Here is a 26091-nt window from a genome sequence, read left to right as displayed (position 1 = left end):
TTCACCCGCGAACACCGGCGCAGCCGGTGCCATGCACCGCGCAGCCCTATTCGCGGGTGAACCCGCTCCCACAGGGCCGCAACGCGGCCCCGGCGATCTCAGAGCTCAGCCGCCAATCTCGATCCTTGGTTGATCGCCCGCTTGGCATCCAGCTCGGCCGCCACATCGGCCCCACCAATCAGGTGCACCGACTGCCCCGCTGCCACCAGCCCGTCCTGCAGTTCGCGCAGCGGCTCCTGCCCTGCACAGATCACCACGTTGTCCACCGCCAGCACCTGTGGCTCGCCATCGGCCACGCGAATATGCAGGCCGGCATCGTCGATACCCAGGTACTCGACGCTGTTGAGCATCTGCACCCGCTTGTTCTTCAACCCGGTACGGTGAATCCAGCCGGTGGTCTTGCCCAGGCCGTCACCCACCTTGGATTTCTTGCGCTGCAACAGGTACACCTGCCGCGCCGGGGCATGCGGCTCGGCCTTGATCCCGGCCACGCCACCGCGTGCCTGCAGATGGGTGTCGATGCCCCACTCCCTCCAGAACGCCTCACGGTCCAGGCTGGTAGCCACGCCCTGATGCACCAGGTACTCGGAAACGTCGAAACCGATGCCACCCGCACCAATCACCGCGACAGCCTTGCCCACCGGCTTGCGCTCGAGCAGCACGTCCAGGTAGCTGAGCACCTTGGCATGCTCGACACCGGGGATGGCCGGCGTGCGCGGGGCGATGCCGGTGGCCAGGATGATCTCGTCGTAGCCACCGTCCACCAGGGCCTGCACATCGACCCGGGTATTCAGGCGCAGGTCCACGCCCGTGCTTTTGACCTTGTTGCGGAAGTAACGCAGGGTCTCATGGAACTCTTCCTTTCCCGGCACCCGCTTGGCCACATTGAACTGCCCGCCGATCTCGCTGGCGCCATCGAACAGGGTTACCGCGTGGCCGCGCTCGGCCGCCACCGTGGCTGCCGCCAGGCCGGCCGGGCCAGCGCCGACCACGGCAATGCGCTTCACGGTGCGCACGGGCAGGTAGTTGAGCTCGGTCTCGTGGCAGGCACGCGGGTTGACCAGGCAACTGGTCAGCTTGCCGCCGAAGGTATGGTCCAGGCAGGCCTGGTTGCAGCCGATGCAGGTATTGATCTCGTCGCCGCGGCCGGCAGCGGCCTTGTTGACGAAGTCCGGGTCGGCCAGGAACGGCCGTGCCATCGAGACCATGTCGGCATCGCCCTCGGCCAGCACCGCCTCGGCCACTTCCGGAGTATTGATGCGGTTGGTGGTGATCAGCGGAATGTTCACCACGCCACGCAGCTTGGCGGTGACCTTGCTGAAGGCCGCACGCGGCACCTTGGTGGCAATGGTCGGGATACGCGCTTCGTGCCAGCCGATGCCGGTATTGATCAAGGTCGCGCCGGCCTGCTCGATGGCCTTGGCCAGCAGCTCGATTTCGTCCCAGGTGCTGCCGCCCTCGATGAGGTCGAGCATCGACAGGCGGAAGATGATGATGAAGTTCGGCCCGACCGCACCGCGCACCCGGCTGACGATCTCCACCGCCAGGCGCATGCGGTTTTCATAGCTGCCACCCCAGCGGTCGGTGCGGTGGTTGGTGTGGGCGGCGAGGAACTGGTTGATGAAGTAGCCTTCCGAACCCATGATCTCGACGCCGTCGTAACCGGCGCGCTGGGCCAGCACCGCGCAATTGACGAAGTCGGCGATCTGCTTCTCGATACCCGCCTCGTCCAGTTCCTTGGGCTTGAACGGGTTGATTGGCGCCTGGATCGCGCTGGGCGCCACCTGGCGCGGGCTGTAGGCGTAGCGCCCGGCATGCAGGATCTGCAGGCAGATCTTGCCGCCGGCAGCGTGTACCGCCTCGGTGACGATGCGGTGCTTGTCGGCCTCTTCCTCGGTGCTGAGCTTGGCCGCCCCGGAATACACCCCACCCTCATCGTTGGGCGCGATGCCGCCGGTGACCATCAGGCCGACGCCACCGCGGGCGCGCTCGGCAAAGTACGCCGCCATGCGCTCGAAGCCGCCCGGACGCTCTTCGAGGCCGGTGTGCATCGAGCCCATCAGGGTGCGGTTGCGCAAGGTGGTGAAGCCCAGGTCCAGCGGGGCGAGCAGGTGCGGGTAGCGGTCGGCGGCCATGGAAAGGTCCCCAGGTGGCGTGATCACGGAATGCGGGTGCCGCACCGGCTGGCGGGCCCCGTCGTTTGTCTGCCTGCGACATTAAACAGCCGTTTGAACGGGCTCAATGATCGAAACTGACAAGTTATTGATCCTCGCGCACAGCACGACTACCCTAGGAAACTCTCGTTTCCAAGGCGCCGTCCTGCTTCATGCGAAAACTCCTGGCAAGCGCCCTGGCGCTGGTGATGATCGCCGCCCTCTGCGGCTACGGTTTCTGGACCCAGCAGCGCCCGGAAGGCCACTACCTGTCCGACCTGCGCATCGAACTGGCACTGAACCACGGCGTGCCGGGCGAGCACGGCAACCTGCTCGGCGTCGAACCGCTGCTCTACCCGGGCGACTACCAGAACCTGCAACGCCTGCACCGCAAGCTCGCGGCCTACCTGGAGCAGGCACGTACCCAAGGGCTTGTCAGCCCGCGTACGGTGGTGGTGCTACCAGAGCACATCGGTACCTGGCTGTGGGCACGCGGAGAAAAGAACGAGCTGTACCAGGTCACGCAAAGCCGCGAAGCCCTGCAATGGCTGGAACTGAGCAACCCGCTGCGCTATGGCCTGGCCATGCTCCGTGCCGACGGGGACGACTGGCGCGCCGACGCGCACCTGCGCATGAAAGCCGAGCAGATGGCTGCGGACTACCAGCAACTGTTCGGTGGCCTGGCCAAGGAGTTCAACGTCACCCTGGTGGCCGGCTCCATCGTGCTGCCCGCCCCCTACGTGAAACAGGGTGTGCTGCATGCCGGTAGCGGCCCGCTGTTCAACAGCAGCGTGGTGTTCGCCGGTGACGGCTCGCTGCTGGGCCAACCGCAACGCCAGCAGTTCCCCGACAGCGAAATGCGCCGCTATGTACACGATGGCCGCCAGCACCCGCTGCAAGTATTGCAAACCCCTGCGGGGCGCCTGGGCGTGCTGGTGGGCAGTGACAGCTGGTACCCGGAAAACCACCAGCAACTGGCACGACAGGCGGTACAACTGATCGCCAACCCGGTATTCCTCAGCGGCAAGGGCAGCTGGCAAGCGCCCTGGCGCGGCAATCGCCACCAGGATGCCAGCGCCGGGCTGGCCTTGCAGCGCGGCGAAGTCAGCGAACAGGCGGCCTGGCAGCGCCTGACCGAAGCGGCCGGGGCCGGCGTCAGCAGCATGAGCGTGTTCATGCGTGGGCAGTTCTGGGAACAAGGCAGCGACGGCCAGGGCTTTGCGCACCAGGCGGGTGAATTGCTGGCGGGCACCCCCAGCCCTGGCGCCCGCTTGCTGAACCTGTGGTTGTAAGCCCATGGCCCGCCCCCGCGTGCGCCTGGGCGACCTGTCGGTTGGTTTTGTCCAGCCGCTGACCGAGGCCCTGCGCGAACTGGGCCACGACCCCGAGCCGCTGCTGCGCCGCTATGGCCTGGATGCGGCGCGCCTGAGCGAAGCTGGTGCGCGCTTGTCGATCCCGCGCTACATGCACCTGGGGCACGCCGCCATCGACCTGTGCGGCGAGGCCGCGCTGGGCCTGCACATGGGGCGCCTGAGCCGCCTGGCGCATGCCGGCCTGGCCGGGGTCACCGCTGCCCAGGCACCGAACCTGGGCGAGGCGGCACGCACCCTGTTGCGCTTCGAGCCGCTGTACGCCGCCAACTACCGCGGCCACTCCAGTTTTCAGGAAGATGCCCAGGGCGCCTGGCTACGCTTCTACTCCATCAGCCCCTACAACGCCTACAACCGTTTCGTGGTCGATTCGCTACTCGCCGGCTGGCTCGCCCAGCTTGCCGACCTGGCCGGTACGGCGGTGCAGGCCGAACATATGGACATCGAGTTTGCCGCACCCGCCTATGCCGCGCGCTACCAGCCGCTGTGCAGCACGCCCGTGCAGTTCGCGGCCGACGGCAACCAGCTGCGCCTGAGCCGCGCCACGCTGCAGCTGGCCAACCCCAGGCACTGCCCGAGCACCTGGCAGCACCTGCTGCAGCTGTGCGAGGCGGAAATGCTGCAGCGTACGCGGGTGCGCAGCCTGGGTGAGCGCATCACCCACCTGCTGGGCCCGTTGCTCAATGGTGGCCGTGAACCGGACCTGGAAGAAGTGGCGCTGCACCTGCAACTGCCGACCTGGACGTTGCGCCGCAAACTGGCCGAGGAAGGCACGCGCTTTCGCGACCTGCTCAGCGAAACACGGCGCGACCTTGCCGAAACCTACATCCGCGATACGGAGCTGGCCTTTGGCGAGATTGCCTATCTGCTGGGGTTTGCGTCGGCCGAGGCCTTCCAGCGCGCCTTCAAGCGCTGGACGGGCCTTACACCGGGGGAGTTTCGCCGCAGCCAGCGGCGGGCGGGCTAGAGCTCGGTAGCGTCGTCAGCCGGTTCCGGGGTGTCCAGTTCATAAGCCTGGAATTCGAGAAGTTCTTCCTGGTATTCGTCCATAGCCCTGCGTCCTCTCATCTCATGATCTTTATCGGTGTCGCCTTCAACCTAAGCAGGTGGAGTGAAGGAATGATGACAAGCTTATGAGTGGTAAACGTAGCAGGTGTTCAGGAAGTTATCGCGGTGCGTCTGTAACAGGGGATGGACTGCCTGCACCGGCCTCTTCGCGGGTAAACCCGCTCCCACAGGTACTGCGCAGATGTTGAGAACTGCGCAGTACCTGTGGGAGCGGGTTTACCCGCGAAGAGGCCGGTACAGGCAAGCTATCAAAGGGCGGGGGAAGCGGTCTCGGCGGCCTCGGCAGGCTGGGCTTCCTGCTGCACCTCGATCGGTGCCGCCTCCGCCGGCGGGGCCACCGGTTGCGAGCCTTGGCTGTCATCCACCACCGGCGCGGCTACCGCCTCGCTGGCCGGGGCAACAGGGGCCGGGGCTGGCGCCGCCTCAACCAAAGGCGCCGCCACCGGGGCCGGTGCCACCGGCGCTGCCGCGGCCTGCTCTGGCAGCCCCAGGGCAGCCGCGGGCGCTTCGACCTTCGGCGCGGGCTCCTCGACCTTGGCCTTGCTCTCCTGTTTAGGCTTGGGCTTTGGCAGGTAGCTCTCCACCAGGGCGAAATAGCGGTCATAGAACTGCGCCGCTGTCACCGTCTCGCTGGCCACCTTGACCATCGAGTCGTCGCTGGAGCCGATCGGCATCGACACCGACCCCAGTACACCAACGCCCAGGCTGGCGGAGGTGTTGGACTTTTTCAGGGCGTAGCGGTCCTGCAGGGCGTTGGCGAACATGGTCGAACGCTGCTCGTCGCTCACATCCGGCGCACAGGTGACGTTGAAGCTGATCTGCAGGTGGTTCTCGCTGTTCTGCTGGAAGCTCTTGTTGCCCACCACCTGGTTGGCGCCGCTGCTGGTGATGATGTAGCCCTGGCTGAGCAAGGCGCGCCGGGCGGCCTCGCAGGAGCCGGCATCGCTCACCGGGAAGCTGCGCGAGAAGGTGCCCGAGTCATCGAAGTTCTCGTGCTCGTAGACGGCGGCTTTTTTCGAGGAACAACCGGTCACGCCCGCCAGCACCAGGGCCAGCCCGAGCGCACCAAAGACGGAAGATCTGGTCATTGCGAATTCCGGGTAAGTCGAGAAGGTGCCTATTGTGCAACACAGCAGGCAGGCACAGGAACCGCTGATCGGTGAAGAGTCTGTCAGGTTCGTGTAAATCTGGGTCAGGGGCGGCGATTGCCAGGCGTAAAAACGAAAAAAGCGACCCGAAGGTCGCTTTCTCGTGGCTTCGAGGCGTTCAAGGGGCCTCGAGGCGAAGATGGCGCAGCGGACGGGACTCGAACCCGCGACCCCCGGCGTGACAGGCCGGTATTCTAACCGACTGAACTACCGCTGCGTATCATTCAGGCTTGCGCCCGATTGAAACCTGGGTCTACCCTTCCGGCGCGATGGCCTCAGGGCAGGCACAAAAAAAGCGATAACGTGATCGCTTCTCTTGTGTTTGCTTCAAGGTGTTCAAGGGACCTTGAAACGAAGATGGCGCAGCGGACGGGACTCGAACCCGCGACCCCCGGCGTGACAGGCCGGTATTCTAACCGACTGAACTACCGCTGCGTATCGTTCAGGCTTTCGCCCGATTGAAACTGGGATCAGCCCAAGGCGCTTGCCTTGTGGCTTCAGACCGGTGCCAGGCACCCATCTGTTACTGAAAAATGGCGCAGCGGACGGGACTCGAACCCGCGACCCCCGGCGTGACAGGCCGGTATTCTAACCGACTGAACTACCGCTGCGCAGTGCGTTCCTCTCTGGCTATCGGCCTCTTGCGAAACCCGAAGCACCAGGAACATCTCAGGAAGTGGTGGGTGATGACGGGATCGAACCGCCGACCCTCTGCTTGTAAGGCAGATGCTCTCCCGGCTGAGCTAATCACCCTCGCGATGTTGCTTGTTGCGTTTGCTTCGCTGAGGCCGCGAAATTTACGCAGGTGGCGAAGCTAAGTCAATAGCCCCATTGAATTTTTTTCAGAAAAGCGCAAAAGCGGTGCGGTTGCCTGTGGCGGCCTCTTCGCGGGTAAACCCGCTCCCACAGGTACTGCACAGGCCTTGAGAACTGCGCAGTACCTGTGGGAGCGGGTTTACCCGCGAAAAGGCCGGTACAGGATATGCAAAAGGCTCAGGTGTAGATCATCTTGCGGGTCATGCCGCCATCGACCACGAACTCCTGGCCGGTGACGAACGCCGCTTGCCGAGACAACAGCCAGGCAACCATGGCCGCCACGTCTTCCACCGTCCCTACCCTGCCCGTCGGGTGCTGGGCATGGTCCGCCTCGGTCAACGGCTCGGCACGGCGCTGCGACGGGTCACGGGCATCGATCCAGCCCGGGCTCACCGCATTGACGCGGATCTCCGGGCCCAGGCTCATGGCCAGGGCATGGGTCAAGGCCACCAGGCCGCCCTTGCTCGCCGCGTAGGCCTCGGTATCGGGCTCGGACTGCCGCGCCCGGGTGGAGGTGAGATTGACGATCGCCCCGTTGTGCGCACGCAGGTACGGCGCACAATGCTTGGCCAGCAACATCGGGCCGTTGAGGTTGACCGCCAGCACCCGGTTCCACTGCGCCAGGCTCAGGCTTTCGAGGGTCTGGTTGTGCGGGTTGGCGATGGCCGCATTGCACACCAGCGCGTCCAGGCGGCCAAACTGCCCCAGCACCTCGGATACCCCGGCGCTGACCTGGGCCTCGTCGGCAACGTCCATGGTAATGAACCAGGCATTGTCACCCAGGGCCTTGGCCGCCTTGGCGCCACGCTGGCGGTCAAGGTCGCTGAGCACCACCTGCCAGCCTTCGCAGATCAACCAGGCGGCAATGCCCAGGCCGATGCCGCGCGCGGCACCGGTCACCAGGGCTACCCGGCCGTTATGGCCGGGCGTACCGCCGCGGATTTCGATCACAGTGCCGCCAACCCACGCGCCAGGTCGGCCTGCAGGTCGGCCACATCTTCCAGGCCCACGGCAACGCGGATCAGGCTGTCGCGGATGCCGGCGGCTTCACGTTCCTGCGGCGTCAGACGACCGTGGGAGGTGGTGGCCGGGTGGGCGATGGTGGTCTTGCTGTCACCCAGGTTGGTGGTGATGGAAATCACACGGGTAGCGTCGATGAAGCGCCAGGCGCCCTCTTTGCCACCCTTGACCTCGAAGCTGACCACCGCACCGAAGCCACTCATCTGGCGCTTGGCCAGTTCGTGCTGCGGGTGGCTCGGCAGGCCGGCGTAATGCACCTTCTCCACGCCCTCCTGCTGCTCCAGCCACTCGGCCAGTACCTGGGCGCTTTCGCAGTGCGCACGCATGCGCAGGCGCAGGGTTTCCAGGCCCTTGGTGAAGATCCAGGCGTTGAACGGGCTGAGGGTGGGGCCTGCGGTACGCAGGAAGCCCACCACTTCTTTCATCTGCTCGGCACGGCCGGCAACCACGCCACCCATGCAGCGGCCCTGGCCGTCGATGAACTTGGTGGCCGAGTGGAACACGATGTCGGCACCCAGCTTCAGCGGCTGCTGCAGCGCCGGGGTGCTGAAGCAGTTGTCCACCACCAGCATGGCACCGTGGGCATGGGCGATTTCGCTGAGAGCGGTGATATCGACCAGCTCGGCCAGCGGGTTGGACGGCGATTCGACGATCAGCAGCTTGGTATTGGCCTTGATGGCCTTTTCCCAGCCGGCGAGGTCGACCAGTGGCACGTAGTCCACCTGCACGCCAAAGCGCTTGAAGTACTTCTCAAACAGGCTGATGGTCGAGCCGAACACGCTCTGCGACACCAGCACATGGTCACCGGCACTGCACAGCGACATCACCACGGCGAGGATCGCCGCCATGCCGGTGGAGGTGCCCACGGCCTGTTCGGCGCCTTCCATGGCCGCCAGGCGCTCCTCGAAGGCACGCACCGACGGGTTGGTGTAGCGCGAATAGACGTTGCCCGGCGTTTCGCCGGCAAAGCGCGCGGCGGCATCGGCAGCCGTGCGGAACACATAGCTGGAGGTCAGGAACAGCGCTTCGCTGTGCTCGGCCTCCGGTGTACGGTTTTGACCGGCGCGCACCGCCAGGGTGTCGAAACCGACACCCTCGAGGTCACTGTCCAGTCGTCCGGCATCCCATTGATCCGTCATGCCGTCGCTCCCGAAATCAGTTGTTGTAGAGGTCGATGATCGCGCTGACCGCCTGGTTCTTGACCTTGGCCAGGTCGTTACGAGCCTGCTCGATACGGTCGAGGTAGGCTTCGTCGATATCGCCGGTGACGTACTCACCGTTGAATACCGCGCAATCGAAGTGGTCGATCTTGATCTTGCCGCCACCGACCGAGTCGATCAGGTCCGGCAGGTCCTGGTAGACCAGCCAGTCGGCGCCAATCAACTCGGCCACTTGTTCGGTGGTACGGTTGTGGGCGATCAGTTCGTGAACACTCGGCATGTCGATGCCGTAGACGTTGGGGTAGCGCACCGCAGGGGCTGCGGAGCAGAAGTAGACGTTCTTGGCGCCGGCTTCGCGGGCCATCTGGATGATCTGCTTGCAGGTGGTGCCGCGCACGATCGAGTCGTCCACCAGCATCACGTTCTTGCCGCGGAACTCCAGCTCGATGGCATTGAGCTTCTGGCGTACCGATTTCTTGCGCGCAGCCTGGCCGGGCATGATGAAGGTACGGCCGATGTAGCGGTTCTTGACGAAACCTTCGCGGAACTTGACGCCCAGGCGGTTGGCCAGTTCCAGGGCCGCGGTGCGGCTGGTGTCCGGGATCGGGATGACCACGTCGATGTCGTGCTCGGGGCGCTCGCGCATGATCTTGTCGGCCAGTTTTTCACCCATGCGCAGACGGGCCTTGTACACCGACACGCCATCCATGATCGAGTCCGGGCGGGCCAGGTAGACATGCTCGAAGATGCACGGTTGCAGCTTCGGTGCTTCGGCGCACTGCTTGGTGTACAGCTGGCCTTCTTCGGTGATGTATACCGCTTCGCCCGGCGCCAGGTCGCGGATCAGGGTAAAGCCGAGCACGTCCAGGGCCACGCTTTCCGAGGCGATCATGTATTCCACGCCTTCGTCGGTGTGACGCTGGCCGAACACCACCGGGCGGATGCCGTTGGGGTCACGGAAGCCGACGATGCCGTAGCCGGTGATCATCGCCACCACGGCGTAACCGCCGACGCAGCGGCTGTGCACGTGGGAAACCGCTGCGAACACGTCTTCTTCGGTCGGCTGCAGCTTGCCGCGCACCGCCAGCTCATGGGCGAACACGTTCAGCAGTACTTCCGAGTCGGAGTTGGTGTTGACATGGCGCAGGTCGGACTCGTAGATCTCCTTGGCCAGCTGCTCGACGTTGGTCAGGTTGCCGTTGTGCGCCAGGGTGATGCCGTATGGCGAGTTGACGTAGAACGGCTGGGCCTCGGCCGAGGTCGAGCTGCCCGCAGTCGGGTAGCGCACGTGGCCGATGCCGATGTTGCCGACCAGGCGCTGCATGTGGCGCTGCTGGAACACGTCGCGCACCAGGCCATTATCCTTGCGCAGGAACAACCGGCCGTCATGGCTGGTCACGATACCGGCAGCGTCCTGGCCGCGGTGCTGGAGGACCGTAAGCGCGTCATACAGCGCCTGATTGACGTTCGACTTACCGACGATACCGACGATGCCACACATGCGACGCAACCCCTACTTTGACGAAACTTGAGTGAATAGCGCTCAGGGCTTTGCCGGCCCGAGCAACTGTTCCTTGAACGGAAGATCAGCTGGAGTGCCGATCAGCCCACTGGGTGTCCACTGGCCGGTAAAACCCAGGATCAGGTTTTTCGACCAGTCGGCGACCAAGAGAAATTGTGGTATCAGGCGTGATTCCTGCCACCAGGTGTCCTGTTGAACCGGCCCCAGGCTGATCAGCCCGATGGCCACCACCACCAGCAAGGCCCCGCGCGCGGCGCCGAAGGCCATGCCCAGGAAACGATCGGTACCGGACAGCCCGGTCACGCGGATCAGCTCGCCGATGAGGAAGTTGATCATGGCCCCCACCAGCAAGGTGGCGACGAAAAGAATGGCGCAGCCGGCGATGACGCGCATCGACGGCGTCTGGATGTAGCTTTCAAGATACACCGAGAGCGAACCGCCGAACATCCAGGCAACCGCACCGGCAATGATCCAGATGAGCAAGGACAAGGCTTCCTTGACGAAGCCGCGCTTGAGACTGATCAGTGTGGAGACGGCGATGATCGCGATGATCGCCCAATCAACCAAGGTAAATGCCACGGTGCTGCCTGCAGACGTTTGAGGCGGCGCATTTTAACAGAGCGGCGGGCTGGGAGTAAGCGGAATGTCGGGTGGATTAGCATGCGCACTTCTGTAGGAGCGGCCTTGTGTCGCGATCGGGCCGCACAGCGGCCCCAAGGGTCTCGGACACAGCCAAAATCGCTGGGGCCGCCATGCGGCCCGATCGCGACACAAGGCCGCTCCTACAAGGCCCGAGTCAGCCAGACTCAGCTGCGCTCAGGCTGGAAGCGCACCACGAAGCCCTTGAGGCTGTTCTGGCGGTTGATGGCGTCGCGCACGCGCTCGGCCTCGGCCCGCTCGATCAGCGGCCCCACGTACACCCGGTTCATGCCACCCGCCGAGCGGATATAGGCGTTGTAACCCTGGCTACGCAAGGTTTGCTGCAGCTTTTCGGCCCCGGCACGGTTGGACAGGCTGGCCAACTGGATCGACCAGCTGACCGGCAGGCCATTGACGTCGATCTTCGATGGCGCCGCCGGCGCGGCCGGCTTGGCTGCCGGCTGAGGCTCGACCTTGGCCACGGGCGCCTGCGGCTTGACGGGCTGAGGCTGAGGCTGGGGCTGCACCTGCACCTGAGGCTGGGTCTGCGGTGACGGTGTAATCGGCTGGCTGGGCGCGCTCGCCGGCGCGGTGGACTCGTCCACCACCACCGGTGGCTGTTGCGGCTCTTGCGCAATGGCCTGCGGCTCCGGCACGGCGACCGGCTCCACCTTCACTTCCGGCAGGCTTGGCATGGCCGGCGCCTGCGGGGCCTCGACGCGCACCTGACGCATCTCGTCCTCGCGGGTGAACAGCATCGGCAGGAAAATCACCGCCAGCGCCACCAGCACCAACGCACCCACCATGCGCTGTTTCATCCCTTTATCCAGCACTGCCATCTACTCCACCCTCCTGGGCGTGCCGCTCCAGCCATTCCAGTGCCTGGGCAACACAGAAAAACGAACCGAACAGCAAGATCTGGTCATCCGCCGTTGCCTGCGCGCATTGCCCTTCAAGGGCAGCATCGACGCTGGCATAAGACTTCACCGCGGCGCCGACGTTCGTCAAGGCCGTGGCCAGCTCCGCAGCCGGGCGGCTGCGCGGGGTATCCAGTGGCGCCACTGCCCAGTCGTCGACCAGCCCCTGCAGCGGCGCGACAACACCGTCCAGGTCCTTGTCGGCGAGCAGGCCGAACACCGCCAGGCGGCGCCCCTTCAGCGGCCGGGCCGCCAGGCGCCGGGCCAGGTACTCCGCGGCGTGCGGGTTGTGCCCGACATCCAGCAACAGCTCCACCGGCTTGCCCTGCCAGCTCAGCAGGCGACGGTCGAGGCGACCCGTGATGCGGGTATCCAGCAGCGCCTGGCGAATCTGCCCGGCGTCCCAGGGCAGGCCCATCAGCAGGTAGGCCTGCAGGGCCAGCGTGGCGTTTTCCATGGGCAGGTCGAGCAAAGGCAGGCCACGCAGCTCTACCTGCGCACCATCAGCCGCAGTACCCCGCCAGTTCCAGCTGCCATCGGCACTGGCCAGGTCGAAGTCACGACCACGCAGGAACAGCGGCGCAGCCAGTTCGGCGGCCTTGTCCAGCAGCGGCCGAGGCGGATCCAGGTCACCGCACAGTGCCGGCTTGCCCTGACGGAAGATGCCGGCCTTCTCGAAGGCCACCAGCTCGCGGGTATCACCCAGGTAATCGACATGGTCGACGCCGATGCTGGTCACCAGGGCCAGGTCGGCATCCACCACGTTCACGGTGTCCAGGCGGCCACCAAGGCCCACTTCCAGTACCACGGCATCCAGCTGCGACTGGTAGAACAACCAGAACGCGGCCAGGGTGCCCATCTCGAAGTAGGTCAGGGAAATATCGCCTCGCACCGCCTCGACGGCGGCGAAGGCTTCGCACAGGGCATCATCGCTGGCCTCTTGGCCATCGATCAGCACCCGCTCGTTGTAACGCAACAGGTGCGGCGAGCTGTACACGCCGACCTTGAGCCCCTGGGCACGCAGCAGCGAGGCCACGAAGGCGCAGGTCGAGCCCTTGCCGTTGGTGCCGGTCACCGTCACCACGCGTGGCGCCAGCTTGCCCAGCGCCAGCCGGGCAAGCACCTTCTGCGACCGCTCCAGGCCCATGTCGATGGCCGAGGGGTGCAACTGCTCGAGGTAGGCGAGCCATTCGCCCAGGGATCGTTGTTTCATCACGCGACGGCAGCCGCCTCACGCGCTTGCTCCGGGGTTTCCTGGCCGGTCATCTGCGCCAGCAGGCGGGCCAGACGCGGGCGCAGCTCGCCACGGGAGATGATCAGGTCGATGGCGCCGTGCTCCAGCAGGAACTCGCTGCGCTGGAAGCCCTCCGGCAGCTTCTCGCGCACGGTCTGCTCGATCACGCGCGGGCCGGCGAAGCCGATCAGTGCCTTTGGCTCGCCGACGATCACGTCACCGAGCATGGCCAGGCTGGCGGAAACACCACCGTACACAGGGTCGGTCAGTACCGAGATGAACGGGATGCCTTCTTCGCGCAGGCGCGCCAGCACGGCCGAGGTCTTGGCCATCTGCATCAGCGAGATCAGCGCTTCCTGCATGCGTGCACCGCCCGAAGCGGAGAAGCAGACCATCGGGCAGCGGTGCTCCAGGGCATAGTTGGCCGCGCGCACGAAGCGCTCGCCGACGATGGCACCCATGGAGCCGCCCATGAACGAGAACTCGAAGGCGCTGACCACGATCGGCATGCCCATCAGGGTGCCGCTCATGGAGATCAGGGCGTCCTTCTCGCCGGTCTGCTTCTGCGCGCCGGTCAGGCGGTCCTTGTACTTCTTGCCATCACGGAACTTCAGGCGGTCGACCGGCTCCAGGTCGGCGCCCAGTTCGGCACGGCCATCGGCGTCGAGGAAGATGTCGATGCGCGCACGTGCGCCGATGCGCATGTGGTGGTTGCACTTGGGGCAGACATCCAGGGTCTTTTCCAGCTCCGGACGATACAGCACGGCCTCGCAGGCCGGGCACTTGTGCCACAGGCCTTCAGGCACCGAGCTCTTCTTCACCTCGGAACGCATGATCGAAGGGATCAGTTTGTCGACTAACCAGTTGCTCATGCTTTCTTTCTCCAGTATTGGCAGGCGTGGGCCGGTGTCGCCGGCCCTGCCCTGCCCTTGAGCTCAAAATCTTTTATGAAACGATGATGGACCGGCCGCCGGGACTTCCAGCGCGCCACCCCACCGCTAATGTGTTGTCTTGCCGCCACAGGCGCAGGCGGCTGCCCCGCAGGGCTGCGAAAGCTATGGACGATGGCGCGCAGCCAGCCGTCACATCTGCCATCACGCCTGTTTCACCGCACGCATGAATGCCTCGATCTTCGCCGCGTCCTTGATGCCCTTGGCTTGCTCCACGCCGCCACTGACATCCACCGCGTACGGCCGCACCTGGGCGATGGCCTGGCCGACATTGTCGGCAGACAACCCGCCCGCCAGGATGATCGGCTTGCTCAGGCGCGCCGGCACCAGCGACCAGTCGAACGCTTCACCGGTGCCTCCGGGTACGCCTGGCACATAGGTGTCCAGCAGAATGCCGCGGGCACCGGCGTAAAGCTGGCAGGCCGCCTCCAGGTCGTCGCCCGGGCGCACGCGCAGGGCCTTGATCCAGGGGCGGTGGTAGCCTTCGCAGTCCTGCGGGGTTTCATCGCCGTGGAACTGTAGCAGGTCCAGCGGAACCACTTCGAGGATCTCGTTCAGCTCGCAGCGCGAAGCGTTGACGAACAGCCCGACCGTAGTCACGAACGGTGGCAACTCGGCGATGATCGACCGCGCCTGGCGCACGTCCACGGCGCGCGGGCTCTTGGCATAGAAGACGAGGCCGACGGCATCGGCGCCCGCTTCGGCAGCGGCCAGTGCGTCTTCGATGCGGGTAATCCCGCAGATCTTGCTGCGAACATTGCTCATGGACAGCGAACCCTGCTTGTTACGGTGAAAGGCCGGATGTTAGCAAATGACTTTTCGCCCGTCAGTCTGCCAATGCCTCGTAGCCGGTCAAAAAGTGTGGGCCGATGTAACGCTTGGGCAGCGCGTATTCCTCGGGGTACTCCACCTGCACCAGGTAGAGCCCGTACGGGTGCGCCGTTACCCCGCCTTTGCGGCGGTTGCGCCCCTCCAGCACCTCACGCGCCCAGGTGACCGGGCGCTCTCCGGCACCAATGGTCATCAGTACACCGGCAATGTTACGCACCATGTGGTGCAGGAAGGCCGTGGCACGCACATCCAGCACGATCATCTGGCCATGGCGGGTGACGCGCAGGTGGTAGATGTGCTTGATCGGCGACTTGGCCTGGCACTGGCTGGCGCGGAAGGCACTGAAGTCATGGGTACCGAGAAGGTACTGCGCGGCTTCGGCCATGCGCTCGACATCCAGCGGGCGGTGGTTCCAGGTGACTTCCTCGGCCAGGTGCGCCGGGCGGATCGGGTCGTTGTAGATGACGTAGCGGTAACGCCGGGCGCAGGCCTTGAAGCGGGCATGAAAGTCGGCCGGCATCGGCCGCGACCAGACCACGCTGATGTCATGGGGCAGGTTGAAGTTGGTGCCCATGGTCCAGGCGCGTTCGTCGCGCACGGCGCGGGTGTCGAAGTGCACGATCTGCCCGCAGCCATGCACGCCGGCGTCGGTACGCCCGGCGCAGATCACCGAGATCGGCTCGTTGGCCACCTTGGACAGGGCCTGCTCCAGGGCCTGCTGGACACTGGGCACGCCACTGGCCTGGCGCTGCCAGCCACGATAGCGCGCGCCTTTGTATTCCACGCCCAGGGCGATGCGGGAGTAGCCTTCGGCCGCGGACTCGGCGGCGGCGGTGTCGATGATGTCCAAGAGCATGAAACCTGTGGGGTGTACGGAATGGCGGGGATTATAACGACAACGGCAGCCGTGTAGGGCTGCCGTTGAATATGCACTGCCTTTCAGGGCCTCTTCGCGGCGGTTCGACGCCTCGATAAACCCGCTCCCACAGGGCCCGCACAGAATTCGGACCTGTGATGAACCTGTGGGAGCGGGTTTACCCGCGAAGAGGCCGGCCCTGCTTGCATCAGACCAACCGGGAGAGCATGTCCTCGGCTTCCTGACGCTGGCTGTCGTCGCCATCCTTGACCACTTCATCGAGGATGTCGCGCGCGCCCTGGTTGTCGCCCATGTCGATATAGGCGCGGGCCAGGTCAAGCTTGGTGGCCACTTCGTCGCTACCGGAGAAGAAGTCGAAGTCCAGGTCGTCCAGTGGCTCGAGCTCTGGCTGGGCAGCCGCGTCCTCGCTGGTGAAGTGCGGCTCCAGCGACGGCGATTCGAGGCTCTGCGACAGCTTGTCCAGTTCGGCGTTGACGTCGTTCAGCTCCGAGGCAAAGCTCTTGGCTGCCGGCGAATCGTCTTCCAGCGACAGCGAAAGATCGAAGTCGGACGGCAGGTCGAACTCGGAAAGCGGGTCGAACGCTGGCTCGCTGTCGAAGGCAGCCAGCTCGGCGGCGACATCCACCGGGGTTTCGTCGTCCGCAGCCGTGGCGGCCGGGACAACCGGTTCGCTGACGTCGAGGTCGAAGTCGGACAGGTCCACAGCGGGCTGTGTCTCGGCCTGGGCCAGCATGGCCTCGAACTCGGCGTCGGCGTCGGCCTGCAGCTCGGCGTCCACGGCAAACGGCTCGTCTTCCGGCTGAGCCGTTTCCAGCATCGGTTCATCCAGTACCGGCTCGTCGACGACAGGTTGCTGGGCCACCGATTCGTCCAGCAGCGGCGCCGCCAGCGGGTCTTGCTCAGGCAGGTCGTCACCCAGGCTCAGGTCGAAGGCACTGTCCAGGTCCTGCTCGTCCAGGCCCGGCGCATCGAGGGTCGGCACTTCATCGAAGGCATCCAGCTCAGCATCCAGATCAACTTCGGGCTCGAGCACTGCCTCAGGCTCCACTTGGGCAACGGCCTCTGGTTCAAACGCCACCTCTGGCTCGAACGCCGACTCTTCCTCGGGTGCCACGTCGGCAACCACTGGCGTTTCAGGCTGATCCTGCAGCAGCTCCTGCACGTACTGCTCGTCCATCTCGGCAGCCAGGGCCGCCGCGCCCAGGCCGGCAGCGGCCAGGCCGAGCATGGCCGGGTAACGCTCTTTCAGCCCGGCAACAGCTGCACTGTTCGGCTCGCTGGCCGGCAGCTTGCGCTCCTGCTCGACGAACGCGCTCTGGTCACCCTGGCGGGCGTACACATCCATCAGTTTCAGGCGCAGGTCGTCACGCTGCGGCGCGGCGGCCACGGCAGGCTCCAGCAGGTCGGCAGCGCGGTTCAGGCGGCCTTCGGCCACGCATTGCTCGACCTCCGCCAGCAGCGCTGCGTGGGGGTCGGCTTGCGGTTCAGGTTGCGCTTCCACTGCGGGTGCCGATGTTTTTTCCGCGGCGGTGGCGGCGGCAGCCGAAGCGGCGACCACGGCCGGCGACAGGGTCACGCTCGGGGCCGAGACCTCGACGCCATCGAAGCTTGCGCTATCGCTGTCGAAGCCTGCGCCCTGCTCTTCTTCCAGCGCCCGCGCCATGCGCAGGTGCTTTTCAGCCTCCTGCTGGGCCTTGCGCTTGCGCGCCAGCAGCAACAGCAGAAGCAGCAGTACGAGGAAGGCACTACCGGCAATCAGCCCAAGCAGCAGCGGGTTGCCCATGATTTCGTCAACCAGGCTGCCAGGCTGGCCGGCAGGTGCGGCCTCGGCGGCGGGCACCGGCTTGGGTGCGGTATCGACGGCGGCAGGTGCAGGCTTGGCGACCGGCTGGGCCGGCGCCGCCGCACCCTGGGCTTCAAGGCGGGCCAGCTGGTTGTTCTTCAGCTCGATCAGACGCTGCAGCTTGTCCAGCTGGCTCTGCAGGTCGGCCATGCGGCTCTTGAGTTCTTCGTTGTCGCGACGGCTGGTGTCCAGGCTTTCCTGGGCCACCGCCAACTTGTCGTTGAGGGCCTTGGCCTGGTCGGCACCGGCCTGGTTGCCCGGGCTGACCAGGCGCAGGTTGTCGCCCTGGGCGATACGCGCTGGCGCTGCCTCGGCGGCACCGCGACGGGTGGCGTCCAGCTGGCGGGCACGCGGGCCCAGGCGACGGCCTTCACGCCAGGCGGCATACTGCTCGGCCACCTCAGCGGTCGCCTCGCCCTGCGCGATATTCTGGATCTGCTGCTGGTCGGGCAGGCGCAGCACCTGGCCAACCTTCAGCTGGTTGATGTTGTTGCCGATGAAGGCGTCCGGATTCAGCGCCTGGATCGCGATCATGGTCTGCTGGATCGAACCACCCTGGGTGTTGCGCGCGGCAATCTGCCACAAGGTGTCGCGGCGTTGGGTGGTATAGCTGCCGGCAGCGGTCACCGCTGGCGCGACATTGCCTGCAGCCGGCTTTTCGCCCTGGGCCTTGGCCTGGTCGAGCAGCACGCTGTAGTCACGCAGCAGGCGGCCTTGCGGCCACATCACCTGGACCAGGAACTTTACCACCGGTTCAGGCAGCGGCTGGCTGGAGGTAACCCGCAGCACGCTCTTGCCGTTGGGGTTGATCACCGGCGTGAAGGTGAGGTCTTCGAGGTACGTCGGCAGCGCCACCCCGGCCTTGCTGAACTCTTCCGGCGGCGCCAGGCTCGGCGCCACTTCGGCGGCGGTGAGGTCGCGCACGTCGAGCAGCTCGATCTCGGCGTCCAGGGGCTGGTTCTGTGCCGACTTGAGGGTCAGCTCCCCCAGGCCCAGGGCATTCGCCATGCCCGACGACAGCGCCGATGCTGCAGCCATGGCCAGAACCAGTTTGCGAATTCGAAGCATGACCTCTTCCCTTGTATAAAGCGTCCTGAAACCTGCATGCGGAGCAGGACAATAGTGCTCGCCAGTATCTTTTACGGCATGTGTTTAATCAACAATTGCGCCACTTGCACGGCATTGAGCGCGGCGCCTTTGCGTACGTTGTCGGTGGTCAGCCAGAGGTTGAGCTGCTGGTCTTCATCAACACCGTGCCGTACACGACCAACATAGACCACGTCCTGGCCCACTGCGTCGCCTACCGGGGTCGGATAATCATCGCGCTCCACCAGTTCGACGCTGTCGGCCGCCTCGAGGGCCTGATTGACCGCGTCCAGGTCTACCGGGCGACGGCTCTGCACCGCCACACTGAAGCTATCGCCGAAAAACACCGGGACTTGAACGCAGCTCACGGAAATCTTCAGTTCCGGCAGGCCCAGCAGCACGCGCAGCTCGCTGACCAGGCGGCGCTCCAGGGCCGTGTGACCTTGCTCATCAGCGGCTCCGACCTGGGCCAGCACGTTGAACGCCACCTGGCGATCGAAGAAGCGTGGCTCCAGGGGGCGGGCATTGAGCAGCTCGGCGGTTTGCCGGGCGAGTTCGTTGACCGCTTCACGGCCTTGTGCGGACACCGCCAGCGCGGCCATTACCTGCACCCGCTCGATATCCAGCAGGCCTTTGAGCGGTGCCAGTGCAACGGCCAGGGCAACCGCGGCCGAGCACGGGCTGACGATGCGGGCGGGCAATGCCAGGCCGGCCAGGCGTTCGGCGTTGGCTTCTGGCACCAGGGCCAGGGCGTCGTCCAGGCCAGCGGACAGGTCGATGACCGTGCAGCCTGCCTGCAGCGCCTTGCTGGCAAAGCTGCGGCTGACGGCGGCGCCTGCGGCGAAGAAGGCCAGCTTGACCTGGGCGAAGTCGAAGCTGTCCACTTCACGCACCTTCAGCTTCTTGCCGGCGAACATCACGCTGCTGCCCGCCGATTCCATGCTGGCCAGCAGGTGCAGGGTGGCGACCGGGAAATCCAGCTCTTCGAGGATCTGCACCAGGGCTTCACCGACGCTGCCGGTGGCGCCGACGACGGCGATGTCCAAAGGGTTTGTCATGGAAGGGATCCTTTTGCTGAAAACGGCGGGGGGCGGCACTTTACTCGGATTGTAGAGTTTTGTCTGTGCTGGCCCAAACCTAGAGCTGCGCTGCGCTGCGCTGCGCCGCTCTTGCTCTTGCTCTTGCTCTTGCTCTTGCTCTTGCTCTTGCTCTTGCTCTTGCTCTTGCTCTTGCTCTTGATCTTGATCTTGATCTTGATCTTGATCTTCGCGACTTCAGGAGGCCGAGCAGAGGTCTTGCGGAGGGAGGTGACGGGCATGGATGCCCGTCAAGCGCTGAGGCCCCATGGATGGGGCCTGCAGCGCGTACTCCCGGGAGCAAGACCGGCGCGAGGGAACCCCGGAGCGCAGCGCAGGGGCCGGATGATGGGAGCGCAGCGTTTTTTGGTTACTTTTTGCCGCGTTTGGCAAAAAGTGACTCGCCGTAAGGGCGAAAAGGTGAGTCAGCGTCGCCATCGCAAACGGACTGTTCGCCATATCAAAACCGTCGCTTAAGCTTTTTGGCTTTTTGGCTTTTTGGCTTTTTGGCTTTTTGGCTTTTTGGCTTTTTGCTTTTTGCTTTTTGGATGCGGGCATTCCCATCGAGTAGGCATTCATTCGCGATGGTGGCGCCAAGTCACCTTTCCGCCCTTACGGCGGGTCCCTTTTTGTCGTGGCAAAAAGGAACCAAAAACCGTCGGCTCCCATCATCCGGCCCCTACGCTTCGCTCCGGGGTCCCCTCGCTACGGGCCTGCTCCCGGGAGTACGCGCTGCAGGCCCCATCCATGGGGCCTCAGCGCTTGACGGGCATCCATGCCCGTCACCTCCCTCCGCAGTCCCTTCGCTCGGCCTCCTGAAGTCGCAATCGGCGGCGCCTGAACTATCGCGTGCCTAGAAGCAAAAGCAAAAGCAGAGAAGAGCCGGGCCGGCCGGCCGGGATGGATCGGAAATAAAAAAACCCGCGCTGTCACCAGCGCGGGTTTTCGGTCAGACCGGAACGATCAACGCTCAAGCAGAATCCGCAGCATGCGACGCAGCGGCTCGGCCGCGCCCCACAACAGCTGGTCACCTACGGTGAACGCGCCCAGGTACTGGGAACCCATGTTCAGCTTGCGCAGGCGGCCAACCGGGATGTTCAGGGTGCCGGTAACCTTGGTCGGGCTCAGCTCCTGCATGCTGATTTCACGCTGGTTAGGCACCAGCTTCACCCAAGGGTTGTGCTGGCTGATCATGCCTTCGATGTCGGCCAGCGGCACGTCCTTGTTCAGCTTGATGGTCAGCGCCTGGCTGTGGCAACGCATGGCGCCGATACGCACGCAGATGCCGTCGACCGGGATCGGGCTCTTGAAGCGGCCGAGGATCTTGTTGGTCTCGGCCTGGGCCTTCCACTCTTCACGGCTCTGGCCGTTCGGCAGTTCCTTGTCGATCCACGGGATCAGGCTGCCAGCCAGCGGCACGCCGAAGTTCTCGGTCGGGAAGGCTTCGCTGCGCATGGTCTCGGCAACCTTGCGGTCGATGTCGAGGATGGCGCTGGCCGGGTTGGCCAGGTCATCGGCAACGGCAGCATGGGTAGCACCCATCTGCTTGATCAGCTCGCGCATGTTCTGCGCGCCGGCACCCGAGGCCGCCTGGTAGGTCATGGCGCTCATCCACTCGACCAGGCCGGCTTCGAACAGGCCACCCAGGCCCATAAGCATCAGGCTGACGGTGCAGTTGCCGCCGATGTAGTTCTTGGTACCCGCGTCCAGCTGCTGGTCGATGACCTTGCGGTTGACCGGGTCGAGGATGATCACCGCGTCATCCTGCATGCGCAGGGACGAGGCGGCGTCGATCCAGTACCCCTGCCAGCCGGCTTCACGCAGCTTGGGGAAGACCTCGTTGGTGTAGTCGCCGCCCTGGCAGGTCAGGATCACGTCGAGGGTCTTGAGTTCTTCAATCGAATAAGCGTCCTTGAGCGGAGCTGTATCCTTGCCCACGTTCGGGCCCTGGCCGCCAACATTGGAGGTGGTGAAGAACACCGGCTCGATGAGGTCGAAATCCTGCTCCTCCAGCATCCGCTGCATGAGCACGGAACCGACCATACCGCGCCAACCGATCAGACCTACACGTTTCATCGCAACTACACCTTTGCTAAAAGTGGGCCGCCACCGGGAATTTTGGGTGGCGGGCCAGAGAGATTACAGATTCCGCAGCGCTGCGACTACTGCGTCGCCCATTTCCTGCGTACCAACTTTGCGGCAGCCTTCCGAGAAGATGTCGCCGGTGCGCAGGCCCTGGTCCAGGACCAGGCTCACGGCCTTCTCGATCGCCTCGGCGGCAGCCGACTGATTGAAGCTGTAACGCAGCATCATCGACACCGACAGGATGGTCGCCAGCGGGTTGGCGATGCCAAGGCCTGCGATGTCCGGCGCCGAGCCGTGGCACGGCTCGTACATGCCCTTGTTGTCGGCATCCAGCGACGCCGAAGGCAGCATGCCGATGGAACCGGTCAGCATGGAAGCCTCATCCGACAGAATGTCACCGAACATGTTGTCGGTCACCATCACATCGAACTGCTTGGGCGCACGCACCAGCTGCATGGCGGCGTTGTCGACGTACATGTGGCTCAGTTCCACATCCGGGTAGTCCTTGGCCACATCCTCGACCACTTCACGCCACAGCTGGCTGGAAGCCAGGACGTTGGCCTTGTCCACCGAGCACAGCTTCTTGCCACGCACGCGGGCCATGTCGAAGCCGACACGGGCGATGCGGCGCACTTCGCTTTCGCTGTACGGCAGGGTGTCGTAGGCCTGGCGCTCGCCGTTTTCCAGCTCGCGCTGGCCACGCGGGGCACCGAAGTAGATACCGCCGGTCAGCTCACGGACGATGAGGATGTCCAGGCCGGAAACGATCTCTGGCTTGAGCGACGAGGCATCGGCCAGTTGCGGGTAGAGGATGGCCGGGCGCAGGTTGGCGAACAGGCCCAGTTGCGAACGGATTTTCAGCAGGCCGCGCTCGGGGCGAATGTCACGCTCGATCTTGTCCCACTTCGGCCCGCCCACGGCGCCCAGCAGCACGGCATCGGCCTTGCGCGCACGCTCCAGGGTCTCGTCGGCCAGCGGTACGCCGTGCTTGTCGATGGCGGCACCACCGATCACATCGTGCTCCAGGCTGAAGCCGAGCTGGAACTTGTCGTTGGCCAGCTCCAGCACCTTGACCGCCTCGGCCATGATTTCCGGGCCGATACCGTCACCTGGGAGAATCAGAATCTGCTTGCTCATGCTTTCCTCTATCCAATCACGCGGTGCGGCCAAGCGGGCCCCACCGAAAAGTTCTTAACGCTCGGCCCACAACACCAGCACATCGGTGCTGAATGAGCCATCGGCCTCGATCTGGTAATACTGCCGTACTTCCTCACCCATGGCTTGCTGCAGTTGGCGAATTGCCACGCGCATTGGCTCGGGGGTGCGCATGCGCTCGACCCAGCTGGAAAACTCCAGGCGCAGCGGCTGGCGGGTGTGGCTGCGTACATGCAGGCCAGCCTCGCTGACCTGGCGTTGCCATTCGGCGGCGGAATAATCGCGCACGTGGCTGGTGTCGCGCAGCACTTCGACCGTTTGCAGGTAGGTGTCGAGCAGCGGACTGCCCGGCGACATCACATCGATGAAGGCTGCCACGCCACCCGGCTTGAGCACCCGGCGCACTTCGCGCAGGGCCAGGCCCAGGTCGCTCCAGTGGTGGGCCGAGTAGCGGCTGAAGACGAAGTCGAACGAGGCGTCGGCGAACGGCAGGCGTTCGGCGGCACCGCGCTCGGTGGTGATATTGGCCAGGCCGCGCTCGGCGGCGGCACTGGCGACCACGTCGAGCATGGCCTGCGAGAGGTCGTAGGCGACCACTTCGGCGGCCAGCGGGGCGACGTGGAAGCTGACATGACCGGCGCCGCAGCCCAGGTCCAGCACGCGGGCACGGCCCTGCCCCGCCAGCGCGGCCTGCAGCAGGGCGAATTCACTGCCCTGGGCGTGCACGGCGCTGCTGAGGTAGGCGCTGGCCTGTTCGCCGAACTGGCGTTGGACCACATCGGTGTGCTGGGTGCTGGTCATGTCTCGATCCTTTTGGTTTCTTGCTGCCTGTACCGGCCCTTTCGCGGGCATGCCCGCTCCCACAGGTACAGCGCTGCTCTCAGGGTTGGTGACATCCCTGTGGGAGCGGGCGTGCCCGCGAAAGGGCCGGTACTGTCACCTGCAAACTTCAGGCATCCCGGAACAGCCAAGGCTGCCCGGCGCGGTGCTTGCCTTCGAAGGCCTTGATCGCATCGCTGTCCTGCAGGGTCAGGCCGATATCGTCCAGGCCGTTGAGCAGGCAGTGCTTGCGGAACGCATCGATCTCGAAGTGCAGCACCTTGCCATCCGGACGGGTCACCGCCTGCGCCTGCAGGTCGATGGTCAGCTGATAGCCCGGAATGGCTTCGACCTGCTTGAACAGCTCGTCGACTTCCTCGTCGCTGAGGATGATCGGCAGCAAGCCGTTCTTGAAGCTGTTGTTGAAGAAGATGTCGGCAAAGCTCGGCGCGATCACGCTGCGGAAGCCGTACTCGTCCAGCGCCCATGGGGCGTGCTCACGGCTGGAGCCGCAACCGAAGTTCTCCCGCGCCAGCAACACGCTGGCACCTTGGTAGCGTTCGTGGTTGAGCACGAATTCCTTGTTCAACGGGCGCTTGCTGTTGTCCTGGTAAGGCTGGCCCACATCCAGGTAACGCCACTCGTCGAACAGGTTGGGGCCGAAGCCGGTGCGCTTGATCGACTTCAAAAACTGCTTGGGGATGATCTGGTCGGTATCGACGTTGGCACGGTCCAACGGCGCGACGAGGCCAGTGTGCTGGGTAAAGGCTTTCATGCTGCGCTCCCTTGGATCAACTCGCGGACATCGATGAAGTGGCCGGTCACCGCGGCGGCGGCGGCCATGGCCGGGCTGACCAGGTGGGTACGGCCACCGGCACCCTGACGGCCTTCGAAGTTGCGGTTGGAGGTGGACGCGCAGTGCTCGCCGCTCTCCAGGCGGTCCGGGTTCATCGCCAGGCACATCGAGCAGCCTGGTTCACGCCATTCGAAACCGGCTTCGAGGAAGATCTTGTCCAGGCCTTCCCGCTCGGCCTGGGCCTTGACCAGGCCCGAGCCCGGTACCACCAGCGCCTGCTTGACGTTGGCAGCGACCTTGCGGCCCTTGGCGATTTCGGCAGCGGCGCGCAGGTCTTCGATGCGCGAGTTGGTGCACGAACCGATGAATACGCGGTCGAGCTTGATATCGGTAATCGCCTGGTTGGCGGCGAGGCCCATGTACTTGAGAGCACGCTCGATCGAACCACGCTTGATCAGGTCAGGCTCGGCAGCCGGGTCCGGCACGCGCTGGTCGACGGCGAGGACCATCTCCGGCGAGGTGCCCCAGCTGACCTGCGGCTTGATTTGCGCAGCGTCGAGCTCGACCACGGTGTCGAACACCGCGTCAGCGTCGGAAACCAGGCCTTTCCAGGCTTCGACCGCCTGCTTCCACTGCTCGCCCTTCGGCGCGTACGGGCGGCCTTCGACATAGGCAACGGTGGTGTCGTCCACCGCCACGAGGCCTACGCGGGCACCGGCTTCGATGGACATGTTGCAGATGGTCATGCGGCCTTCCATCGACAATTCGCGGATGGCGCTGCCAGCAAATTCCATGGCGTGGCCGTTACCACCGGCGGTACCGATCTTGCCGATCACGGCCAGGACGATGTCCTTGGCGGTAACGCCGGCAGGCAACTGGCCTTCCACGCGCACCAGCATGTTCTTCATCTTCTTGGCGACCAGGCACTGGGTAGCGAGCACGTGCTCTACTTCGGAGGTGCCGATGCCGTGGGCCAGGGCACCGAAGGCGCCGTGGGTGGAGGTGTGCGAGTCACCGCAGACCACGGTCATGCCAGGCAAGGTGGCACCCTGCTCCGGGCTGATGACGTGGACGATGCCTTGACGCTCGTCATTCATCTTGAATTCGACGATGCCGTATTCGTCACAGTTCTCGTCGAGGGTCTGCACCTGCAGGCGCGACACCTGGTCGACGATGGCCTCTATACCGCCCTTGCGCTCTGGCGTGGTCGGCACGTTGTGGTCCGGCGTGGCGATGTTGGTGTCGATGCGCCAGGGTTTGCGGTTGGCCAGGCGCAGGCCTTCGAAGGCCTGGGGCGACGTCACTTCGTGGATGATGTGACGGTCGATGTAGATCAAGGACGAGCCGTCATCACGGCGCTTGACCTCATGGGCTTCCCAGAGTTTGTCGTAGAGCGTTTTGCCAGCCATCAGACTGTTCCTCATCAGCGTCTTTCTATGCCAAAGACCCCTTGGCTTGTGCGGTCGATGCTAGGGGGTTAAATTGAATAACTCAAATTCATAATTTTTATGCTTTGGATAACCAAC

Annotated in this window: 21 protein-coding genes and 4 tRNA genes; 2 read left to right on the top strand and 23 right to left on the bottom strand. The window is 64.8% G+C overall.

Annotated elements, in window-relative coordinates; translation table 11 throughout:
- Positions 1 to 98: 98 nt before the first annotated feature.
- Positions 99 to 2135, bottom strand: coding sequence for an NADPH-dependent 2,4-dienoyl-CoA reductase (locus tag CAG00_RS17835; protein WP_085664945.1), 2037 nt, complete (start codon positions 2133 to 2135; stop codon positions 99 to 101).
- Positions 2136 to 2326: 191 nt separating this feature from the next.
- Between CAG00_RS17835 and CAG00_RS17830 the strand changes: the two genes are divergently transcribed.
- On the top strand, positions 2327 to 3445 hold the full coding sequence (locus tag CAG00_RS17830) for a nitrilase-related carbon-nitrogen hydrolase (protein ID WP_085664944.1): 1119 nt from the start codon (positions 2327 to 2329) through the stop codon (positions 3443 to 3445).
- 4 nt (positions 3446 to 3449) lie between these two features.
- Entirely contained in the window at positions 3450 to 4490 is a 1041-nt protein-coding gene (locus tag CAG00_RS17825; RefSeq protein WP_085664943.1) for an AraC family transcriptional regulator, read from the top strand.
- A 349-nt stretch (positions 4491 to 4839) separates the two neighbouring features.
- Here the strand turns inward: CAG00_RS17825 and CAG00_RS17820 are convergent, their stop codons facing one another.
- The 22 genes from CAG00_RS17820 to leuC form a co-directional block, all read right to left on the bottom strand.
- Positions 4840 to 5679: a DUF2242 domain-containing protein gene (locus tag CAG00_RS17820; RefSeq protein WP_084785086.1), complete on the bottom strand. Its 840-nt coding sequence runs from the start codon at positions 5677 to 5679 to the stop codon at positions 4840 to 4842.
- A gap of 200 nt (positions 5680 to 5879) precedes the next feature.
- Positions 5880 to 5956 (bottom strand) — tRNA-Asp (locus CAG00_RS17815).
- 141 nt (positions 5957 to 6097) lie between these two features.
- A tRNA-Asp gene (locus tag CAG00_RS17810) sits at positions 6098 to 6174 on the bottom strand.
- 99 nt (positions 6175 to 6273) lie between these two features.
- Positions 6274 to 6350 (bottom strand) — tRNA-Asp (locus tag CAG00_RS17805).
- Between the two features lie 66 nt (positions 6351 to 6416).
- Positions 6417 to 6492: transfer RNA gene (locus tag CAG00_RS17800), tRNA-Val, on the bottom strand.
- A 240-nt stretch (positions 6493 to 6732) separates the two neighbouring features.
- On the bottom strand, positions 6733 to 7506 hold the full coding sequence (locus tag CAG00_RS17795; RefSeq protein WP_013971614.1) for an SDR family oxidoreductase: 774 nt from the start codon (positions 7504 to 7506) through the stop codon (positions 6733 to 6735).
- Positions 7503 to 8714, bottom strand: a complete 1212-nt coding sequence (locus tag CAG00_RS17790) for an O-succinylhomoserine sulfhydrylase (RefSeq protein ID WP_025338247.1) — start codon at positions 8712 to 8714, stop codon at positions 7503 to 7505. Before CAG00_RS17790 ends, CAG00_RS17795 begins: the two co-directional genes overlap by 4 nt.
- A 16-nt stretch (positions 8715 to 8730) precedes the next feature.
- Positions 8731 to 10236, bottom strand: coding sequence for an amidophosphoribosyltransferase (purF, locus tag CAG00_RS17785; RefSeq protein ID WP_025338246.1), 1506 nt, complete (start codon positions 10234 to 10236; stop codon positions 8731 to 8733).
- Between the two features lie 42 nt (positions 10237 to 10278).
- Positions 10279 to 10836, bottom strand: coding sequence for a CvpA family protein (locus CAG00_RS17780; RefSeq protein ID WP_013971612.1), 558 nt, complete (start codon positions 10834 to 10836; stop codon positions 10279 to 10281).
- A 227-nt stretch (positions 10837 to 11063) separates the two neighbouring features.
- Positions 11064 to 11735: an SPOR domain-containing protein gene (locus tag CAG00_RS17775; RefSeq protein ID WP_085664942.1), complete on the bottom strand. Its 672-nt coding sequence runs from the start codon at positions 11733 to 11735 to the stop codon at positions 11064 to 11066.
- Entirely contained in the window at positions 11719 to 13026 is a 1308-nt protein-coding gene (gene folC, locus CAG00_RS17770) for a bifunctional tetrahydrofolate synthase/dihydrofolate synthase (RefSeq protein WP_085664941.1), read from the bottom strand. The genes CAG00_RS17775 and folC overlap by 17 nt, the downstream gene beginning before the upstream one ends.
- Entirely contained in the window at positions 13026 to 13919 is an 894-nt protein-coding gene (accD, locus tag CAG00_RS17765) for an acetyl-CoA carboxylase, carboxyltransferase subunit beta (RefSeq protein ID WP_025338243.1), read from the bottom strand. Before accD ends, folC begins: the two co-directional genes overlap by 1 nt.
- A 222-nt stretch (positions 13920 to 14141) precedes the next feature.
- Positions 14142 to 14762 (bottom strand): phosphoribosylanthranilate isomerase, encoded by a 621-nt coding sequence (locus tag CAG00_RS17760; protein WP_085664940.1) that lies wholly within the window; start codon positions 14760 to 14762, stop codon positions 14142 to 14144.
- Between the two features lie 61 nt (positions 14763 to 14823).
- Entirely contained in the window at positions 14824 to 15684 is an 861-nt protein-coding gene (gene truA / locus CAG00_RS17755) for a tRNA pseudouridine(38-40) synthase TruA (protein ID WP_085664939.1), read from the bottom strand.
- 208 nt (positions 15685 to 15892) lie between these two features.
- Positions 15893 to 18616: a FimV/HubP family polar landmark protein gene (locus tag CAG00_RS17750; RefSeq protein WP_085664938.1), complete on the bottom strand. Its 2724-nt coding sequence runs from the start codon at positions 18614 to 18616 to the stop codon at positions 15893 to 15895.
- 71 nt (positions 18617 to 18687) lie between these two features.
- A complete protein-coding gene (locus CAG00_RS17745; RefSeq protein WP_085664937.1) occupies positions 18688 to 19692 on the bottom strand; it encodes an aspartate-semialdehyde dehydrogenase in 1005 nt (334 codons plus the stop codon).
- Between the two features lie 216 nt (positions 19693 to 19908).
- Complete coding sequence (locus tag CAG00_RS28850; RefSeq protein ID WP_176240898.1) at positions 19909 to 20289, bottom strand: hypothetical protein; 381 nt, start codon at positions 20287 to 20289, stop codon at positions 19909 to 19911.
- A 384-nt stretch (positions 20290 to 20673) separates the two neighbouring features.
- Positions 20674 to 21786, bottom strand: coding sequence for an aspartate-semialdehyde dehydrogenase (gene asd / locus CAG00_RS17735; RefSeq protein ID WP_003260268.1), 1113 nt, complete (start codon positions 21784 to 21786; stop codon positions 20674 to 20676).
- A 63-nt stretch (positions 21787 to 21849) separates the two neighbouring features.
- Positions 21850 to 22932: a 3-isopropylmalate dehydrogenase gene (gene leuB / locus CAG00_RS17730; RefSeq protein ID WP_025338238.1), complete on the bottom strand. Its 1083-nt coding sequence runs from the start codon at positions 22930 to 22932 to the stop codon at positions 21850 to 21852.
- 54 nt (positions 22933 to 22986) lie between these two features.
- A complete protein-coding gene (locus CAG00_RS17725; protein ID WP_085664936.1) occupies positions 22987 to 23751 on the bottom strand; it encodes a class I SAM-dependent methyltransferase in 765 nt (254 codons plus the stop codon).
- A gap of 148 nt (positions 23752 to 23899) precedes the next feature.
- A complete protein-coding gene (leuD, locus tag CAG00_RS17720) occupies positions 23900 to 24544 on the bottom strand; it encodes a 3-isopropylmalate dehydratase small subunit (protein ID WP_015269431.1) in 645 nt (214 codons plus the stop codon).
- Positions 24541 to 25974: a 3-isopropylmalate dehydratase large subunit gene (gene leuC / locus CAG00_RS17715; RefSeq protein WP_025338236.1), complete on the bottom strand. Its 1434-nt coding sequence runs from the start codon at positions 25972 to 25974 to the stop codon at positions 24541 to 24543. Before leuC ends, leuD begins: the two co-directional genes overlap by 4 nt.
- Positions 25975 to 26091 lie beyond the last annotated feature (117 nt).

Source organism: Pseudomonas sp. B5(2017), from assembly GCF_002112825.1.
GTDB classification, from domain to species: Bacteria; Pseudomonadota; Gammaproteobacteria; order Pseudomonadales; family Pseudomonadaceae; genus Aquipseudomonas; species Aquipseudomonas putida_Z.
The sequence above is the reverse complement of the archived record's forward strand: the minus strand, read 5'-3'. Positions and strand labels throughout refer to the sequence as shown.

Excerpts from the sequence above, each read along its gene's own strand:
- CAG00_RS17835 (WP_085664945.1), bottom strand. The coding sequence starts at position 2,135 with ATGGCCGCCGACCGCTACCCGCACCTGCTCGCCCCGCTGGACCTGGGC.
- CAG00_RS17830 (WP_085664944.1), top strand. The coding sequence starts at position 2,327 with ATGCGAAAACTCCTGGCAAGCGCCCTGGCGCTGGTGATGATCGCCGCC.
- CAG00_RS17825 (WP_085664943.1), top strand. The coding sequence starts at position 3,450 with ATGGCCCGCCCCCGCGTGCGCCTGGGCGACCTGTCGGTTGGTTTTGTC.
- CAG00_RS17820 (WP_084785086.1), bottom strand. The coding sequence starts at position 5,679 with ATGACCAGATCTTCCGTCTTTGGTGCGCTCGGGCTGGCCCTGGTGCTG.
- CAG00_RS17790 (WP_025338247.1), bottom strand. The coding sequence starts at position 8,714 with ATGACGGATCAATGGGATGCCGGACGACTGGACAGTGACCTCGAGGGT.
- purF (WP_025338246.1), bottom strand. The coding sequence starts at position 10,236 with ATGTGTGGCATCGTCGGTATCGTCGGTAAGTCGAACGTCAATCAGGCG.
- CAG00_RS17775 (WP_085664942.1), bottom strand. The coding sequence starts at position 11,735 with ATGGCAGTGCTGGATAAAGGGATGAAACAGCGCATGGTGGGTGCGTTG.
- folC (WP_085664941.1), bottom strand. The coding sequence starts at position 13,026 with ATGAAACAACGATCCCTGGGCGAATGGCTCGCCTACCTCGAGCAGTTG.
- accD (WP_025338243.1), bottom strand. The coding sequence starts at position 13,919 with ATGAGCAACTGGTTAGTCGACAAACTGATCCCTTCGATCATGCGTTCC.
- CAG00_RS17760 (WP_085664940.1), bottom strand. The coding sequence starts at position 14,762 with ATGAGCAATGTTCGCAGCAAGATCTGCGGGATTACCCGCATCGAAGAC.
- truA (WP_085664939.1), bottom strand. The coding sequence starts at position 15,684 with ATGCTCTTGGACATCATCGACACCGCCGCCGCCGAGTCCGCGGCCGAA.
- CAG00_RS17750 (WP_085664938.1), bottom strand. The coding sequence starts at position 18,616 with ATGCTTCGAATTCGCAAACTGGTTCTGGCCATGGCTGCAGCATCGGCG.
- CAG00_RS17745 (WP_085664937.1), bottom strand. The coding sequence starts at position 19,692 with ATGACAAACCCTTTGGACATCGCCGTCGTCGGCGCCACCGGCAGCGTC.
- CAG00_RS28850 (WP_176240898.1), bottom strand. The coding sequence starts at position 20,289 with ATGAATGCCTACTCGATGGGAATGCCCGCATCCAAAAAGCAAAAAGCA.
- asd (WP_003260268.1), bottom strand. The coding sequence starts at position 21,786 with ATGAAACGTGTAGGTCTGATCGGTTGGCGCGGTATGGTCGGTTCCGTG.
- leuB (WP_025338238.1), bottom strand. The coding sequence starts at position 22,932 with ATGAGCAAGCAGATTCTGATTCTCCCAGGTGACGGTATCGGCCCGGAA.
- CAG00_RS17725 (WP_085664936.1), bottom strand. The coding sequence starts at position 23,751 with ATGACCAGCACCCAGCACACCGATGTGGTCCAACGCCAGTTCGGCGAA.
- leuD (WP_015269431.1), bottom strand. The coding sequence starts at position 24,544 with ATGAAAGCCTTTACCCAGCACACTGGCCTCGTCGCGCCGTTGGACCGT.
- leuC (WP_025338236.1), bottom strand. The coding sequence starts at position 25,974 with ATGGCTGGCAAAACGCTCTACGACAAACTCTGGGAAGCCCATGAGGTC.